Origin of the sequence: Hydrotalea lipotrueae (assembly GCF_019249625.1) — a bacterium.
GTDB classification, from domain to species: Bacteria; Bacteroidota; Bacteroidia; order Chitinophagales; family Chitinophagaceae; genus Hydrotalea; species Hydrotalea flava.
Genome location: NZ_JAESDL010000016.1, coordinates 68,575 through 82,570, shown reverse-complemented (window position 1 = coordinate 82,570; position 13,996 = coordinate 68,575). Strand labels below are relative to the sequence as shown.

The window sequence follows — 13,996 nt, the reverse complement described above, 5'->3', positions numbered from 1 at the left end:
GATTCTTACTTAAAATATTACTATTCGTTTTAGCTTTTCAAGTAAAAGCAATCGTTTAAAATAGGAAACTTGAATTAATTATTGAAGATGAGCCGCTGATTGCTGCTGATATTGCACAATGCCTAACCAATCTTGATTTTTGTGTATCCGGTATTGCCTATAATACCTCTGATGCCTTACAGGAATTAGAGACCAATTTACCTGATGCTATTTTATTGGATATTAATTTGCATGAAGAAAGAGATGGCATTGATCTTGCCGGAGTAATTAATGCCAAATACAAATTACCCTTTGTATTCCTTACCTCACATGCCGACAGGCTTACTTTGGAACGTGCCATTAAAACCATACCAGCGGGCTATATTGTAAAACCCTTCGATGAAAAAGATGTACTGGTAAATCTGGAAATTGCCCTGCACAACCATGCGCAGCAACACAAAGCCGCCTACCCCATACTTTCGCTGAAAGCCATTAACAGGCATTTGGTAAAACCCATGAGTGAACGGGAATTTGAAATTTTAAATGCCATTTATGATGGCAAAACCAACCAGCAAATGGCAGAAGCATTTTATTTATCTGTGAATACCATTAAAACACATATTGCCAATATATATGGCAAACTGGAAGTTACTTCCCGCACTGCAGCCATTGCCAAATTGCGCAACTGGCTGTAGGTAATTGCAATAAAAAACCGCATAAATGTGGTTGAAAAAAACTGCTTTGAAATTATTGCCATTTTATGCCAATAAAATATAGCCGCAGCCTACTTTGCAACTATTTGCCATTTATGGATTATAAAGCTGCTTTATGGCGTCATATTCTTCCAATTCTATTAGAAAAAATCATACTAATGGGTGAAGTGGTGATTGGTTAAAAAACCTCACATTTGCTGTATTGAATTACAGAATGTTTTCTGGGTTAGGGGGTTAAAAACGTTTTGGTTTTTCATAGGATATAGGATTTATGGGCGTCCCTTTCCAGGGATGCCATTTTTTTGATGTACTTTTAATACCACCCTTTGTAATCATTTTAACCTGCGCTTTGTAGTATCAAAAAAAAAGTCTATCTTACCAGTTGCATAATCTTTCAGGGTGTTTTTTCATGAAGTAGATATATTTGCAACAAGGTCCATTAAAAAAGCAAAAAACGGATTGGATAAATTCCTATGAAATGAACCATAAAACTTTCTTGCGATTGCATTGCTCAGCAAAGAAAATTTTATGTGTGAATTTTATATTGAAAATTTAGAAAATAAAATATTCACATGAAAATAATTTTAGCCGACGACCACAATGTGTTGAGAAAAGGGTTAATCATGATATTGGAAAAATCTTTCCCTTCTGCAGAAATAGAAGAGGTTTCAGAAGGTACCGATTTAATTAAAAAAGTGATGAAACAAAAGTGGGATATCATAATTTCTGATATTTCCATGCCTGGGTTATCGGGTATAGATGCCATTAAACAAGTTAAAGATATTAGTCCGCACATACCCATTCTGGTGCTCAGTACCCATGCGCCTGAACAATATGCACTTAGGGCCATACGTGCCGGCGCCTCCGGCTATTTAACCAAAGAAAGTGCCCCCGAAGAATTGGTAACAGCCATTAATACATTATTAAGAGGGAAAAAATACATTACCCCGGAAGTAGCTGAAATATTAGCCGAAGCTTATGGCGATGATTTTGAAAAAGCACCACACGAACAACTCTCAGATCGTGAATTTCAGGTTTTACAGCTCATTATTAAAGGAAAAACAATTTCAGAAATATCTGAGGCCCTATCACTTAACGTAAATACCATTAGTACATATAAGGCACGTATTCTAAGTAAAATGCATGTTCACAACAATGCAGAACTGATTAAATATGCTATTGAAAATAATTTGTTGTAACCTGCCCTTCAATAATTTCAGCATTGCAATAATTGTTTCTTCATCAATTGCAGTTTGATGTGCAGCCTGTATTTAACCGGATTATTAGCATTTTAACAAATACCTGCATCACTTATATTTAATTTTGCAATCAATTTGGTACATGCACCTTGTTTACCAATCTGTTGAAATGTATTCATTAAATTCTGCACTGCATGCGTTATAATATTATACTCATTCACTATTTAAAATTATTGATTACTACCATAATTGTATCGTTACTTTCTATATTACTGGCCGATTCTTTAAAAATGATTACTGCACACTATGAAACACAAATTTTTAAAACTGCAAGTCATTTTAAGTTCGCTTTCTTCATTTTACCTTCGGTTGGCATTACACTGATTTATTTTTTAAGAAAATACCTTTTTAAAGGCAAACAAAACAAAGGCATTAAAGAAATTTATACTACCATTTCCAATAGAAAAAATGAATTGCCCACCTATAAAATACCCTCGCATTATTTCAATGGTTTTTTAACAGTTATTTTTGGCGGATCTACCGGTGTAGAAGTATCTACCGTGGTGGCAACTGCAGCAGTGGGTGCCACTGCACACAAAAAGGGCAGTATTGCAAATATTTATAAAACCGAGTTAATAACTGCTGGTGTTGCGGCAGGTATCGCCACTTTATTTGGCAGCCCTTTGGCAGGATTTCTGTTTGCGATTGAGGTAATAGCAAGAAAGATTTCAAAAACCATAGTATTGAGTAGTGGTATTGCAGCCGGTGTTTCCTGGCTCATGTTGCAAGCCATGGAAGGAGAAAAGTTATTTAAATTTTCTGTGGCCGGATGGAAAATGGAAGCCATCCCCTATTTTGTTTTACTGAGCATTATTTCCGGCTTTGTGGCGGTGTGTTTTACCAAGTTGGTCATTTTTACCAAGGCACGTTTCGCAAAAATCAACAATAATTTTATCCGTGTGAATGTGGGTGCCATTTTGGTAGGTATTGCCATCCTGTTTTTTCCTCAATTATATGGTGATAGTTATCATGCTTTACCTGCGTTAATCAACAAAGCCAATGAAGCGGCTTTTTCCATCACTTTTGCCTGTATACTTCTGACTATTGTGCTTTTAAAACCGTTGGTCGCCTCTTTAACATTGGGTGCCGGCGGCGATGGTGGTGTATTTGCACCCAGTATTGTAACCGGTGCCGTTCTGGGTATGTTGGTGGCTTTGGTATTGAATCACTACTTTAGTCTACATCTTATTGTCATTAATTTTGCATTGGTAGGTGCTGCTGCTATGCTCAGTGCTGCAATTGATGCACCGCTCACCTCACTGTTTTTAACCTGTGGTTTGGTAGCAGGCGGCTATAGCCTCTTTATCCCCATTCTTTTGGGTAGTTTTATAGCAAAATATGCCGCACAATGGATTTGTGGTTACACTGTATACAGCTATCAATCACCTGCGCAAACACTTAAAAGAGTTGCATAAAATTATATAACCTGATTGGCATCCTCCCATTCTGACTCCCATCTTCAGTATCTTTGGCTAATTTTGTCAGTATAATTTTATCACAAATCATTCTTTCATTTTTCCGGCCATTCTTTTGCAAAAAAAGTGTATAGAATATTTCATGCATTCAAATGTTTTGTATATTTAAGGTATGGTCACATTAGCATTTTACAATCTGAAAGGAGGTGTTGGCAAAACTGCCGCCGCCGTTAACCTGGCTTATTTAGCTGCTAAAGAAGGTAAAAAAACATTGGTATGGGATTTAGACCCCCAGGGTTCCGCCTCCTTTTACCTTGCTGTTACACCCGGCACAAAAAATGAGTCGAAAAAAATTTTATTACAGGAAATGGATATTGCCGATGCGGTAATGCCTTCGGCCTATGAACATTTATCGGTAATACCTGCCGATCTTTCTGCCCGTTATGCAGATGTTTTATTGAATGAAATGAAACAGTTTAAAAAGAAATTTGCGGCGCTCATTAACAGTTTTAAAAAAGAATATGACCTGGTGATGATTGACTGCCCGCCGGGATTATCTATTCTGCATGAAGCTATTTTCTTTACGGCCGACTGGATTTTAATGCCCAATATCCCTACCACTTTATCCATTCGCTCATTTGAAACTGTTTTGCAATATTTTAAAGACAATGATTTAAATATCGAAAAAATAAAATGTTTTTTCAGCATGGTAGACCACCGAAAAAATTTGCATCACGAAACCATGAACGAATTTTATAAAGACAAGCTATTTCTAAAAAATTATATCCCTTATCTTAGTGATATCGAAAAAATGGGCATACATCAGGCTCCTTTAGAAACCTATGCAGCCAACACTTATGCAGCCCAGTGTTTTAGAGATGTTTGGAAAGAAATAAAAAGAAACTGCCTGTAAACTGATAATTCCTGTATGGTAAAAGAAATAACTTCCTGGTATAGTCCGGCATTGCAGGAAGAAATGCCCATTGCCGTTTATGGTTATTTTGGATTTGCGGTTTTATTAATACCCACTGCCGCCGCCGATTTTTTGGAATATGAACGCTTTCAGTTAATTGAAGCCCTTTCACCATTTATTTATGCCGGAAAAATTAAAGTATTCAGTATCAATAGCATGAATAAACAAAGTTGGATGAATGATGAAATGGAATCAGCCCACAAAGCCATTCGCCAAAATCAGTTCAATGAATATGTACACAATGAAGTGGTGCCTTATATTCGGAACCACACCAGTGCCAATACACATATTTTTACCTGTGGTGCCAGTTTTGGTGCCCTGCATGCCATGAATTTATTTTTAAAAAGACCTGATATCATCAATGGAGCCATTAGCATGAGTGGCGTATATGATTTAACAGAATATACAAAAGGTTATTGGGATGAGCAAGTGTATTATAACAGCCCTATTCATTACATACCCAATCTGGCTGATCACTGGTATTTAGATAAAATTAAAGCCAGCCATCATATTCATATTTATTCCGGTGCCGGTACACATGAAGACCCCGAGTCTGGAAAAAGATTCTCGAAAGTTTTATGGGATAAAGGTATTTGGAACGATTTGGAAATATGGGGCCCCGATGTGGTACATGACTGGCCAACCTGGCGCAATATGCTGCCTTATATTATAGAAAATAAATTTTAACGAGGCTGTTTTAAAAAAATCTTCAAATAACATGTTAATTCCTGCTTTAAGCAGCGCTGCTTTATAGATTTGGCTTTAATATTACAGCACCAATTGAACAGTTTGACTAAATATTTTTACTTACTTACCATATTATTTTTTTGTGGAATAGCCGAATTGCATGGCCAGCAACCCGCTAAAGCTTTTCCGATACGTGGTACTGTTTATGATATTTCTGCCAGAAGGCCTATAGAAGCAGTGGCTGTAATTACCTCTTCCGGCAGGGGTACACTTACCGATTCGCTGGGGCATTACAGTATAATGGTCAATCCACATGACTCTATCTGGTTTTCATTACTGAATAAAACCACCATGAAATATCCGGTTGATACCATTTCTAATACAGACGCATTCAATATTCAAATTTTTCTAAACGCATATAATTTGCCCGATGTAAGTGTTCGGAATCGTAATTATCGATTAGATTCAATTCAAAACAGACAGGACTATGCCAAAATTTTTAACTTTAGAAAACCGGGCCTTCGTTTAAGTGATGGACCATCGGGTTATAACCCAGGCAGTGTTACTGTAGGTTTAGATTTAGATGAAATTATTAACCTTTTTCGCCGCAAACGCAATCAAAGTATAGAATCATTACAACGCAGATTAATTCAGCAGGAGCAGGATGCTTATATTGACCATCGTTTCAATAAGGGTTTTGTAAAAAAAATTACCGGGCTTTCTTCTCCGCAATTAGACAGTTTTATGGTTAAATACAGGCCTGATTATGATATTTTAAAAATGCTGAACGATCTGGAATTTGGATATTATATTGAACAATGTTACCGCCAATACATGAACCGTTTGGGATTAGACAAACATTATTTTAGAAAAGAAGATACTCCCTTTTAAAGCCTGACAGGGCTCATGCAATTTTAAATGGCTGCTTTATTCAAAAATTCAATGAATTTTATACTGCTTTTTGATGCAAATGATCTGTTGGTACCATTACTTTTGCAGCATCATTGGCACTGGCCGAACGGTAACTGCAGGTTCTATTATTTAACAAATGTCCATATACAATTAAAATAACCGCCGGTATTAATAAAACAATTTCCCAGTGATGCCATATTTGCTTTGCCAGCAAGAACAGAATGCCCACCGAGAAAATAATGAGCGGCTTTAATTGATGGTGCTTGTATAAATAGCCCCTTAGCAGTGAAAAAGCCCCAATTACAAATGCTAAAAAAATCATGAAGAATTCAAAAGCCCGGTTGTGAATAATTTCTATTCCAAACAGGGGTAAACTGGTTAATACAATGGGTAATAAACCGCAATGAATGGCGCAGGCTACCGAAGTAACAATGCCCAACATGTCCCAGTTTACCTTTTTGAATTGCATGCTGCAAAGATAATATAATGCAACTTTGTTGCAAAAAAAATATTTCAAAGAAGGATATAAAATCTGGTAAAATCTGTCCAACAAATTCAGTAAACTTGCATAGTTTGCCTACTGTCTTTTACATTTTTGGTTGGCAACTTTTTTTCTACTCTAACAAGGGGAATGAACCCATTCATATTCATGCAGAAAAAGGTGATATGGAATGTAAATTCTGGTTTTGGGTTGATTAGGTTAAAATAAAAGAAGCTTTCGCACATAATTATGACACCGTCAGCAAATAGAGAAATTAAAAAAAATTATCTACCAGCACTTCGATCTGATTGTAGACACCTGGAACCAATACTTTAAAAATTAGTACCATGATTGCAATGTATACCATACAGGACAAGACATCACGTTCGATGAAACATCAATGATTATAAGTATTGATGGGAAACAACTAAAAATATCGTTGGAAAAAATATCACCTAAATTAAAATCAGCCAACAATCTTCAAAGAAATTTTTATCAGGTATCACCTTCCGGGTATGGTACTCATTGGCCACTTATTGATTTGATGAGGATTTATCAGTTGCATCAATTCTTAAAACATACGGAAACTAATTGCATACTGCTTTGCTGTAACCTTTTCATTTGCAGTAATAAATTTTAAGTAATTCTTGAATAATTGAGTAATTTCTTCTCCATCTTGTTCAATTGGGCTGACAATTTTATTACCGTTTGCTTTACAATTATCTTAAATTTTGTAACCAACTAAATTCTTTTTTAAAAACAGCTGAATTGTTAAAGTTTACGAAGAATATACGATCTATTTAGAAATTGAATGATGGCACTATTACACAAAATACATTTATCTGAACGTTACCGTAAATTTGTAGTCTAAATTTGAGCAGATGAATAAGAAGGCTTTAGGTTATGGTTTGTTTTTTATTGCATTAATTGCTGTTTTCATGTTTGTTATTTCAAGAGTAACCGACATGTTTAAGCGAAGTACCTTAACGGAAAGAAGTACGGTGCAACCTTTCCGTTTTGCCAATCAGGATGGGAAAGATATTACCAATGCAGATGTTGCAGGCAAGGTATGTGTTGTTAATTATTTTTTTACCACTTGTAAAGGCATTTGCCCAAGAATGAACAACAATTTAAAATCCATTTATGAAACGTTTAAAGGACGACCAGATTTTATGATACTTTCACACACCTGCGATCCTGAAACAGATTCAGTGCCAAGAATGAGAAGGTATGCAGACTCAATGCAGGTAAATACCCAACAATGGGAATTTTTAACGGGAAGAAAAGACAGTTTGTATAAAATGGCACGCTACAGTTATGGCATTGATGATCCTAAAAATGCTGTAAACGACATAAAAGATGATTTTATTCATACCCAATTTGTAGCACTGGTAGATAAAAACGGCATTGTACGCGGCCAGGTGTATGATACGCTGAAAAAAGATGAATTAGATAAATTAAAACACGATATTGAGGAATTATTAAAAGAACAACCCGATAATAACAAGGCGAAATAAAATACCTATTTGCAATATGCCCAATGCAATCAATTCAATATTAAAAAAAAACAGTTTAAGTATTACCCCCAGCAGACTGGCTATTTTGCAACTGTTTCATCAATCGAACGGTGCACTAACCCATGCTGCAATTGAAGAAAAAACCGGCGATCAGTTTGATAGGGTAACTATTTACCGTACATTGCAGATTTTTGTTGAGAAAGGTTTAATTCACACCATTCCCAGTCCGGATAATTCCATTTTATATGCATTGTGTAAAGATGATTGTTCCGAAGGGCATCACCATGATAACCACATTCATTTTATCTGCGACAAATGCGGCACCACATATTGCCTGGACCATATTACATCGCCGGCCATTGTATTGCCCAAAGGTTTTCAAACCAATCAAACCGATGTACTCATTAAAGGTTTGTGTGCACATTGTAATCAGTAAATATATAAAAAAATAAATAAAATAAAAAGATTTTTAAAATTTAAAACTATAGATTCATGTCAATAAAACAAATAACAACCAAATTTTTAATACTTGTATTTGTTACAAGTTTTATCACATTTACAGGCTGTAAAAATAGTGGGAATAATGAAAATATGCAGGCTCCAGGTAGCAACTCAGTTCCGCCTCCTCCACCACCTGCTGTTAACAGCAATGCCAGTGCATTACCAATATTCAATATAAAAAATGCAGCCGGAAATGTAATCAACATCAAAGATGCATTCAAAGGAAAAAAAGTTTTAGTAAATCTTTGGGCCACCTGGTGCCCGCCCTGCCGTGCCGAAATGCCTTCTTTACAAACTTTATACAGCAGCACCGACAGCAGTAAAGTGGCTTTTGTATTTCTTTCAATGGATGATGATTTTAGCAAAGCCATCCAGTTTATGAAAGATAAAAGATATACCATGCCCGTGTATTATCCTGCGCAGGAACTTCCTGCTTTATTTAATGTAGAGGGGATTCCTACCACTTTTATTTTTGATGCAGATGGGAAAATTATTCACCAGCAAACCGGTATGGGCGATTATAACAGTCCGGAAATAAAACAATTACTTCAATAAAATAAAACTTTCGGAATAATTGTGCAATTAAATGGTACTCAATTATAAAAAACCAAAGCATAGCCAACAGAAACAGTAAACCCATTACCGTTATGGTGCCAGTCGAACTTTTTTCCAGCTGCCACCGGGTTGTAAAGTATACTGAATTCTGTCGTGTAGCCTACTGCTTCTACCCTGCCAAAATTCAATGGCAGTAGGCTTTACCACATATCCACCCCAGTGCTGAGGGCGTGGAATAGCAGTTTCTTTAAATTTATTTTCAAACAACAATACCTCATTTTCTAAAATTGACCGATTGGCTATAACAGCACTTTGAGGCGATGCCCAGGCACCAATACGGCTGCCCACAGGCCTTTGTTGAAAATAGACATCACTTTCTGACGCAGGAACTTTTTCTACCAAACCCTGTATACGCACCTGTCGCTCTAATTCTTTCCAAAAAAATACCAATGCAGCATGTGGATTTTCTTCTAACTCCCTGCCTTTATAGCTATTGTAATTGGTGTAGAAAACAAAGCCTTTTTCACTATAATCTTTCAACAATACAATACGGGCCGAAGGTAACCCTGTTTTTGAAGCAGTAGCTAACGTCATGGCATTGACTTCATCAATTTCACTTTCTATAGCCTGGTTCCACCAAGCTTCAAACTGAGTAAACGGATTATCAGCGCAATCTGATTCGTCAAAAGATTGCAACTTATAATCTTTCCGGATATTCGCAATATCTAAACGCATTTTTTTGTACAAAATTAATGGTAAGTATACAATACATGTACTGATTTTCATCAGTTCATACAAATTGACAAATTAAAAGCAGCTGCCTTATTCAATAATCTCAAACTCTTTATGCTTGTGTTTTCCAGAAATATATGTGTATACAGCAGGAATAACAAACAGGGTAAGAATTAGTGAAAACAAAATACCGCCTACCACAACAATACCTAAGGGAATACGACTGGTTGAAGCTGCCCCTAAACTCAGTGCAATAGGCAAAGCGCCTAATGAAGTAGCCAGACTCGTCATTAAAATAGGCCTTAAGCGTTGAGTAGCAGCCTGCACAACTGCTGCTTCTTTTTCTAACCCATTGCCTCTTTTTTGATTGGCAAATTCTACAATCAAAATACCATTTTTAGTAACAAGGCCAATCAACATAATCATACCAATCTCAGAAAATATATTGAGTGTTTGGTGAAAAAGAAACAAACTAAGCAAAGCACCTGCCAGCGCCAGTGGTACAGTTAACATAATGGTAAACGGATCCAGAAAACTTTCGAACTGAGCCGACAATACCAAATAAATCAGTATTAATGCTAAGATAAAAGCAAACAGAATGTTAGAAGAACTTTCTGCATAATCCCGGGACGGGCCATTCAGCGCCGTGTGATAAGTTTCATCTAACAACCGATTTGAAATTGCCTGCATGGCATTAATACCATCACCAATGGTTTTACCTTCAGCCAATGAAGCAGAAATAGTAGCCGACTTATAGCGATTGAAGTGATATAACGTAGCCGGGTTACTGTTTTCTTCTAAATGAACTACCGCATCCAAAGGAATAATTTCGCCTGTTTTAGAACGAAGAAATACATTTTTAATATCATCAGGATTATTCCTTCCTGACCGATTAATCTGTGCAATTACCTGATACTGATAACCATTCATGATAAAATAAGCCAATCGTCCACCACTGAATGCAGCCTGAATGGCACCAACCACATCGGCAGTACTTAAGCCCAGGTCTTTTACTTTCATCCTATCAACTGTAAGTTGTACTTCCGGTTTATTGAACTTGATATTAACATCTGCATTGGCAAAAGTTTTATCCTTCCGAACCTCTTCTAAAAATTTAGGGATTATATTTTTCAGTTTATTCAAATCCTGATTTTGCAAAATAAATTGAATAGGCAAAGAACCTCTTGAACCCAAACCAACAGAAATAGTTTGCTCCTGAATAGCAAAAATGCGGGCATCATTAAACTGGCCTAATTTTTTTTGGAGTTCATTAGCTATATCTGCCTGGCTACGGGTTCTTAATGTAGGATCAATTAAGCCCAAACGTGGCTGTGATGTGTTGCTTCCCGGACCGGCAGGTGTTCTGGCAAAAACAAAATCTCTTTCTGGTATAGAGTCATACAAATAATTGGCAAACTTATCTACAAAGTTTACCATATAATTATAACTGGTGCCTTCCGGTGCAGTTACCACAAAGCGTATACTGCTGCGGTCTTCAACTGGTGCCAGTTCTGTTTGCAGGTTTTTAATTAAAAAACCAATTAATACCAAACATATACCAACAATAACCCAGGCCATCCATCTTATTTTCATGAAGCCTTGCAATGTACGTTGGTATAAAGCCTCCATTCCGGTAAAAAAAGGTTCTGTTTTTTTATAAAACCAACCTTCATGCGCATTTTTGGTATTTAAATACACATTCAGAACGGGTGTAATGGTTAAGGAAACAAAAGCAGAAATTAAAACCGCAGCAGCCAGCGTTACCCCAAACTCTCTAAACAGGCGGCCCACAAATCCTTCTAAGAAAATAACCGGCAGAAATACTACAGCCAACGTAATGGAAGTAGATATTACTGCAAAGAAAATTTCTTTACTGCCTTCTAAAGCAGCCTTTCTTATCGGCATGCCTTCCTCTAACTTCCGAAAGATATTTTCTGTTACTACAATACCATCATCCACCACCAAACCCGTTGCCAGTACAATACCTAACAGGGTTAGAATATTGATGGAAAAGCCGGCAATATACATTACAAAGAAAGTTCCGATTAATGAAATGGGAATATCGATTAACGGTCGCAATGCAATTAGCCAGTTTCTGAAAAAGAAGAAAATAACCAATACCACCAAGGCAAAAGAAATGAGTAATGTTTCTTTTACCTCGGCCAAACTTTTTCGGATATTGATGGTATTATCTATTAATACATGAAACTGAATATCAGATTTGTTGGAAGATTCTATTTGTTTAAGACGGCGATAAAACTCATTCGCAATTTCAATATTATTGGCGCCGGGTTGTGGAATAATAGCTAACCCTACTGCATTGACGCCATTGTACTTCCAGGATTGCTCTATATTTTCAGGCCCTAATTCAACTTTTGCTACATCGTTCAGCCGAACAATACCTGTTGAATCTTCTTTTATAATTAAATCTCGAAATTGTTGTTCATTGGTTAAACGCCCCATGGTTCTTATCACCATTTCGGTATTATTCCCATAAATTTTTCCGGGGGGCAATTCTATATTTTCAGTTTGTAGTGCATTGCCAATATCAGTAAATGCGATATTATGTGCCAACATTTTAGCCGGATTCAGCCATAGTCGCATCGCATATCTTTTCTGTCCGAATATATTAATGGAACTTACATCTTTAATGGTTTGCAATTGCTGTTGCAAAACTGTTTCGGCATAATCACTTAGTTCCAATAAGCTTTTAGTGCGGCTTTGCACGGCCAATATTAAAATAAAATCGCTGTTGGCATCGGCTTTTGAAACTGTTGGTGGTGCATCTATATCTTGCGGAAGTCCCCGTTGTGCCTGCCCTACCTTATCGCGTACATCACTGGCAGCAGCTTCTAAATCGGTACCCAAATTAAATTCAACGGTAATTTGGCTGCTGCCCAAACTACTGGAAGAAGAAATAGATCGAATACCGGGAATACCATTAATTTGTTTTTCGAGTGGTTCTGTTATCTGGCTCTCAATAATATCGGCATTAGCACCGGTATAGTTGGTGGAAACGGTAATAATCGGAGGATCGATTGCCGGATAATCGCGAACAGCCAAAAAAGTATACCCCACTATTCCGAATAAAATAATAATGAGGTTCATCACAGTAGCTAATACCGGACGTTTTAACGATAAAGCAGATATATTCATGTATCGGTGTATCTATAAGTTGAACAATAGCAGAAATCCGGGTAGCATTAATTACTAAAATCAGTCAGTTGTTTAATGCTTCTCACCTGAACTGCATTTTGCGGACGGGCAAATAAAACGCCTGTTACCACAACAGAATCGCCAGGCTGAATACCTTTTGTAATTTCAATAGCATCGGCTTGCCGTAAACCCGTTTCTACATTTACAAAAAAAGCTTTTCCATGCTTCACTAATACTGCCTGTTTATTTTTATCATCGGGTATCAGTGCATTGGTAGGTACTAAAATGGCTTTTTTATCCTGATTAGTAGCTACCAGCACTTTTACAAAAGCGCCGGGATTAACCCCTCCTTCTTCCAATACAGCTCTTATCTTAATGTTACGGGTAGCTGTATTAATTTGTGGTTCAGCGGCAATAATAGTGGCTTTTTGTATCGGTTTAACAGCGGCATCGCTTTGCACCATAACGGTATTGCCTTTGCGAATATAACGGGCATACTCTTCCGGCAGGGTAAAATCTATTTTAACCTGATTCAATTGTTGCAAAGAGGCAATGGTATTGGCAGGTGTTAAATATGCACCCAGACTTACCTGTCGCAATCCCATTACACCATCAAATGGAGCTTTGATTACAGTTTTATCAATCAGCGCCCGGGTATACGCCATATCTGCCCGTATGCTTTGTACCTGGTTTAGTGATGCATCATAATCGCTTTGATTAATGCCATTAATGGCAAGTAATTTTTTATTGCGAGCCTCTGTTATTTCTGCCAACTGCAACAATACTTTCGATTTAGCCAATTGTGCCTGTAAATCGGCATCATTCATAGTAGCAATAACAGTGCCTTTGGTAACATATTTACCTTCGGGCACATTCAAATAGGTTAATCGGCCACTTACTTCGGGTTTTAGTTCAACATATTCATTAGCAACAACAGTTCCATTGGCTTCAATTTGCGAAACAATACTTTGCGGCCTTGCAATTAATACATCTACAACCGGTATAACCGATGGTGGTGTTTGGGCAGCATTGTTTTCTCTTTTGCTATGGCATCCATATATAAAAATAGCAAGTGATACAATTACTACAAGAATGGGTTTTATCATTGAAACAGTG

16 protein-coding genes are annotated in these 13,996 nt (G+C 36.9%); 12 read left to right on the top strand and 4 right to left on the bottom strand.

The window, feature by feature from the left end:
- Positions 1–77 precede the first annotated feature (77 nt).
- The 7 genes from JK139_RS15765 to JK139_RS10555 all read left to right on the top strand — a co-directional run bounded on the left by JK139_RS15765 (position 78) and on the right by JK139_RS10555 (position 5,917).
- Entirely contained in the window at positions 78–674 is a 597-nt protein-coding gene (locus JK139_RS15765) for a response regulator (RefSeq protein WP_317196306.1), read from the top strand.
- Between the two features lie 65 nt (positions 675–739).
- Complete coding sequence (locus JK139_RS15650; RefSeq protein WP_262900182.1) at positions 740–874, top strand: hypothetical protein; 135 nt, start codon at positions 740–742, stop codon at positions 872–874.
- Between the two features lie 390 nt (positions 875–1,264).
- A complete protein-coding gene (locus JK139_RS10575; RefSeq protein ID WP_218331262.1) occupies positions 1,265–1,891 on the top strand; it encodes a response regulator in 627 nt (208 codons plus the stop codon).
- A gap of 194 nt (positions 1,892–2,085) precedes the next feature.
- Positions 2,086–3,366: a chloride channel protein gene (locus tag JK139_RS10570; protein ID WP_218331261.1), complete on the top strand. Its 1,281-nt coding sequence runs from the start codon at positions 2,086–2,088 to the stop codon at positions 3,364–3,366.
- A gap of 172 nt (positions 3,367–3,538) precedes the next feature.
- Complete coding sequence (locus JK139_RS10565; protein ID WP_218331260.1) at positions 3,539–4,279, top strand: ParA family protein; 741 nt, start codon at positions 3,539–3,541, stop codon at positions 4,277–4,279.
- Between the two features lie 15 nt (positions 4,280–4,294).
- On the top strand, positions 4,295–5,026 hold the full coding sequence (locus tag JK139_RS10560; RefSeq protein WP_218331259.1) for an esterase family protein: 732 nt from the start codon (positions 4,295–4,297) through the stop codon (positions 5,024–5,026).
- Positions 5,027–5,128: 102 nt separating this feature from the next.
- Positions 5,129–5,917, top strand: coding sequence for a carboxypeptidase-like regulatory domain-containing protein (locus JK139_RS10555; RefSeq protein ID WP_218331258.1), 789 nt, complete (start codon positions 5,129–5,131; stop codon positions 5,915–5,917).
- A gap of 58 nt (positions 5,918–5,975) precedes the next feature.
- On the opposite strand, the gene JK139_RS10550 is transcribed toward JK139_RS10555, so the two are convergent.
- Entirely contained in the window at positions 5,976–6,407 is a 432-nt protein-coding gene (locus JK139_RS10550) for a MerC domain-containing protein (protein WP_218331257.1), read from the bottom strand.
- A gap of 17 nt (positions 6,408–6,424) precedes the next feature.
- Here JK139_RS10550 and JK139_RS15885 point away from each other — a divergent pair, with 17 nt between their 5' ends.
- The 5 genes from JK139_RS15885 to JK139_RS10530 all read left to right on the top strand — a co-directional run bounded on the left by JK139_RS15885 (position 6,425) and on the right by JK139_RS10530 (position 8,992).
- Entirely contained in the window at positions 6,425–6,637 is a 213-nt protein-coding gene (locus JK139_RS15885) for a DUF4160 domain-containing protein (protein ID WP_394369754.1), read from the top strand.
- Positions 6,638–6,798: 161 nt separating this feature from the next.
- Positions 6,799–7,059 carry a DUF2442 domain-containing protein gene (locus JK139_RS15880; RefSeq protein WP_394369756.1) on the top strand — a complete coding sequence of 87 codons (261 nt, stop codon included), beginning with the start codon at positions 6,799–6,801 and terminating at the stop codon, positions 7,057–7,059.
- Between the two features lie 241 nt (positions 7,060–7,300).
- Positions 7,301–7,936 (top strand): SCO family protein, encoded by a 636-nt coding sequence (locus JK139_RS10540; protein ID WP_218331255.1) that lies wholly within the window; start codon positions 7,301–7,303, stop codon positions 7,934–7,936.
- 16 nt (positions 7,937–7,952) lie between these two features.
- The gene (locus JK139_RS10535) at positions 7,953–8,372 is read left to right on the top strand and encodes a Fur family transcriptional regulator (RefSeq protein WP_218331254.1); all 420 of its coding nucleotides are present in this window, start codon (positions 7,953–7,955) and stop codon (positions 8,370–8,372) included.
- 56 nt (positions 8,373–8,428) lie between these two features.
- The gene (locus JK139_RS10530) at positions 8,429–8,992 is read left to right on the top strand and encodes a TlpA family protein disulfide reductase (protein ID WP_218331253.1); all 564 of its coding nucleotides are present in this window, start codon (positions 8,429–8,431) and stop codon (positions 8,990–8,992) included.
- A 90-nt stretch (positions 8,993–9,082) separates the two neighbouring features.
- Here JK139_RS10530 and pdxH read toward each other — a convergent pair whose 3' ends face one another.
- The 3 genes from pdxH to JK139_RS10515 form a co-directional block, all read right to left on the bottom strand.
- Positions 9,083–9,727, bottom strand: coding sequence for a pyridoxamine 5'-phosphate oxidase (pdxH, locus tag JK139_RS10525; RefSeq protein WP_074420538.1), 645 nt, complete (start codon positions 9,725–9,727; stop codon positions 9,083–9,085).
- An 87-nt stretch (positions 9,728–9,814) separates the two neighbouring features.
- On the bottom strand, positions 9,815–12,880 hold the full coding sequence (locus JK139_RS10520) for an efflux RND transporter permease subunit (protein ID WP_218331252.1): 3,066 nt from the start codon (positions 12,878–12,880) through the stop codon (positions 9,815–9,817).
- 47 nt (positions 12,881–12,927) lie between these two features.
- A complete protein-coding gene (locus tag JK139_RS10515) occupies positions 12,928–13,986 on the bottom strand; it encodes an efflux RND transporter periplasmic adaptor subunit (RefSeq protein ID WP_218331251.1) in 1,059 nt (352 codons plus the stop codon).
- Positions 13,987–13,996 lie beyond the last annotated feature (10 nt).

Excerpts from the sequence above, each read along its gene's own strand:
- JK139_RS10540 (WP_218331255.1), top strand. The coding sequence starts at position 7,301 with ATGAATAAGAAGGCTTTAGGTTATGGTTTGTTTTTTATTGCATTAATT.
- JK139_RS10570 (WP_218331261.1), top strand. The coding sequence starts at position 2,086 with ATGCGTTATAATATTATACTCATTCACTATTTAAAATTATTGATTACT.
- JK139_RS15650 (WP_262900182.1), top strand. The coding sequence starts at position 740 with ATGCCAATAAAATATAGCCGCAGCCTACTTTGCAACTATTTGCCATTT.
- JK139_RS10535 (WP_218331254.1), top strand. The coding sequence starts at position 7,953 with ATGCCCAATGCAATCAATTCAATATTAAAAAAAAACAGTTTAAGTATT.
- JK139_RS10530 (WP_218331253.1), top strand. The coding sequence starts at position 8,429 with ATGTCAATAAAACAAATAACAACCAAATTTTTAATACTTGTATTTGTT.
- JK139_RS10575 (WP_218331262.1), top strand. The coding sequence starts at position 1,265 with ATGAAAATAATTTTAGCCGACGACCACAATGTGTTGAGAAAAGGGTTA.
- JK139_RS10520 (WP_218331252.1), bottom strand. The coding sequence starts at position 12,880 with ATGAATATATCTGCTTTATCGTTAAAACGTCCGGTATTAGCTACTGTG.
- JK139_RS10550 (WP_218331257.1), bottom strand. The coding sequence starts at position 6,407 with ATGCAATTCAAAAAGGTAAACTGGGACATGTTGGGCATTGTTACTTCG.
- pdxH (WP_074420538.1), bottom strand. The coding sequence starts at position 9,727 with ATGCGTTTAGATATTGCGAATATCCGGAAAGATTATAAGTTGCAATCT.
- JK139_RS10560 (WP_218331259.1), top strand. The coding sequence starts at position 4,295 with ATGGTAAAAGAAATAACTTCCTGGTATAGTCCGGCATTGCAGGAAGAA.
- JK139_RS15885 (WP_394369754.1), top strand. The coding sequence starts at position 6,425 with ATGCAACTTTGTTGCAAAAAAAATATTTCAAAGAAGGATATAAAATCT.
- JK139_RS10565 (WP_218331260.1), top strand. The coding sequence starts at position 3,539 with ATGGTCACATTAGCATTTTACAATCTGAAAGGAGGTGTTGGCAAAACT.
- JK139_RS10515 (WP_218331251.1), bottom strand. The coding sequence starts at position 13,986 with ATGATAAAACCCATTCTTGTAGTAATTGTATCACTTGCTATTTTTATA.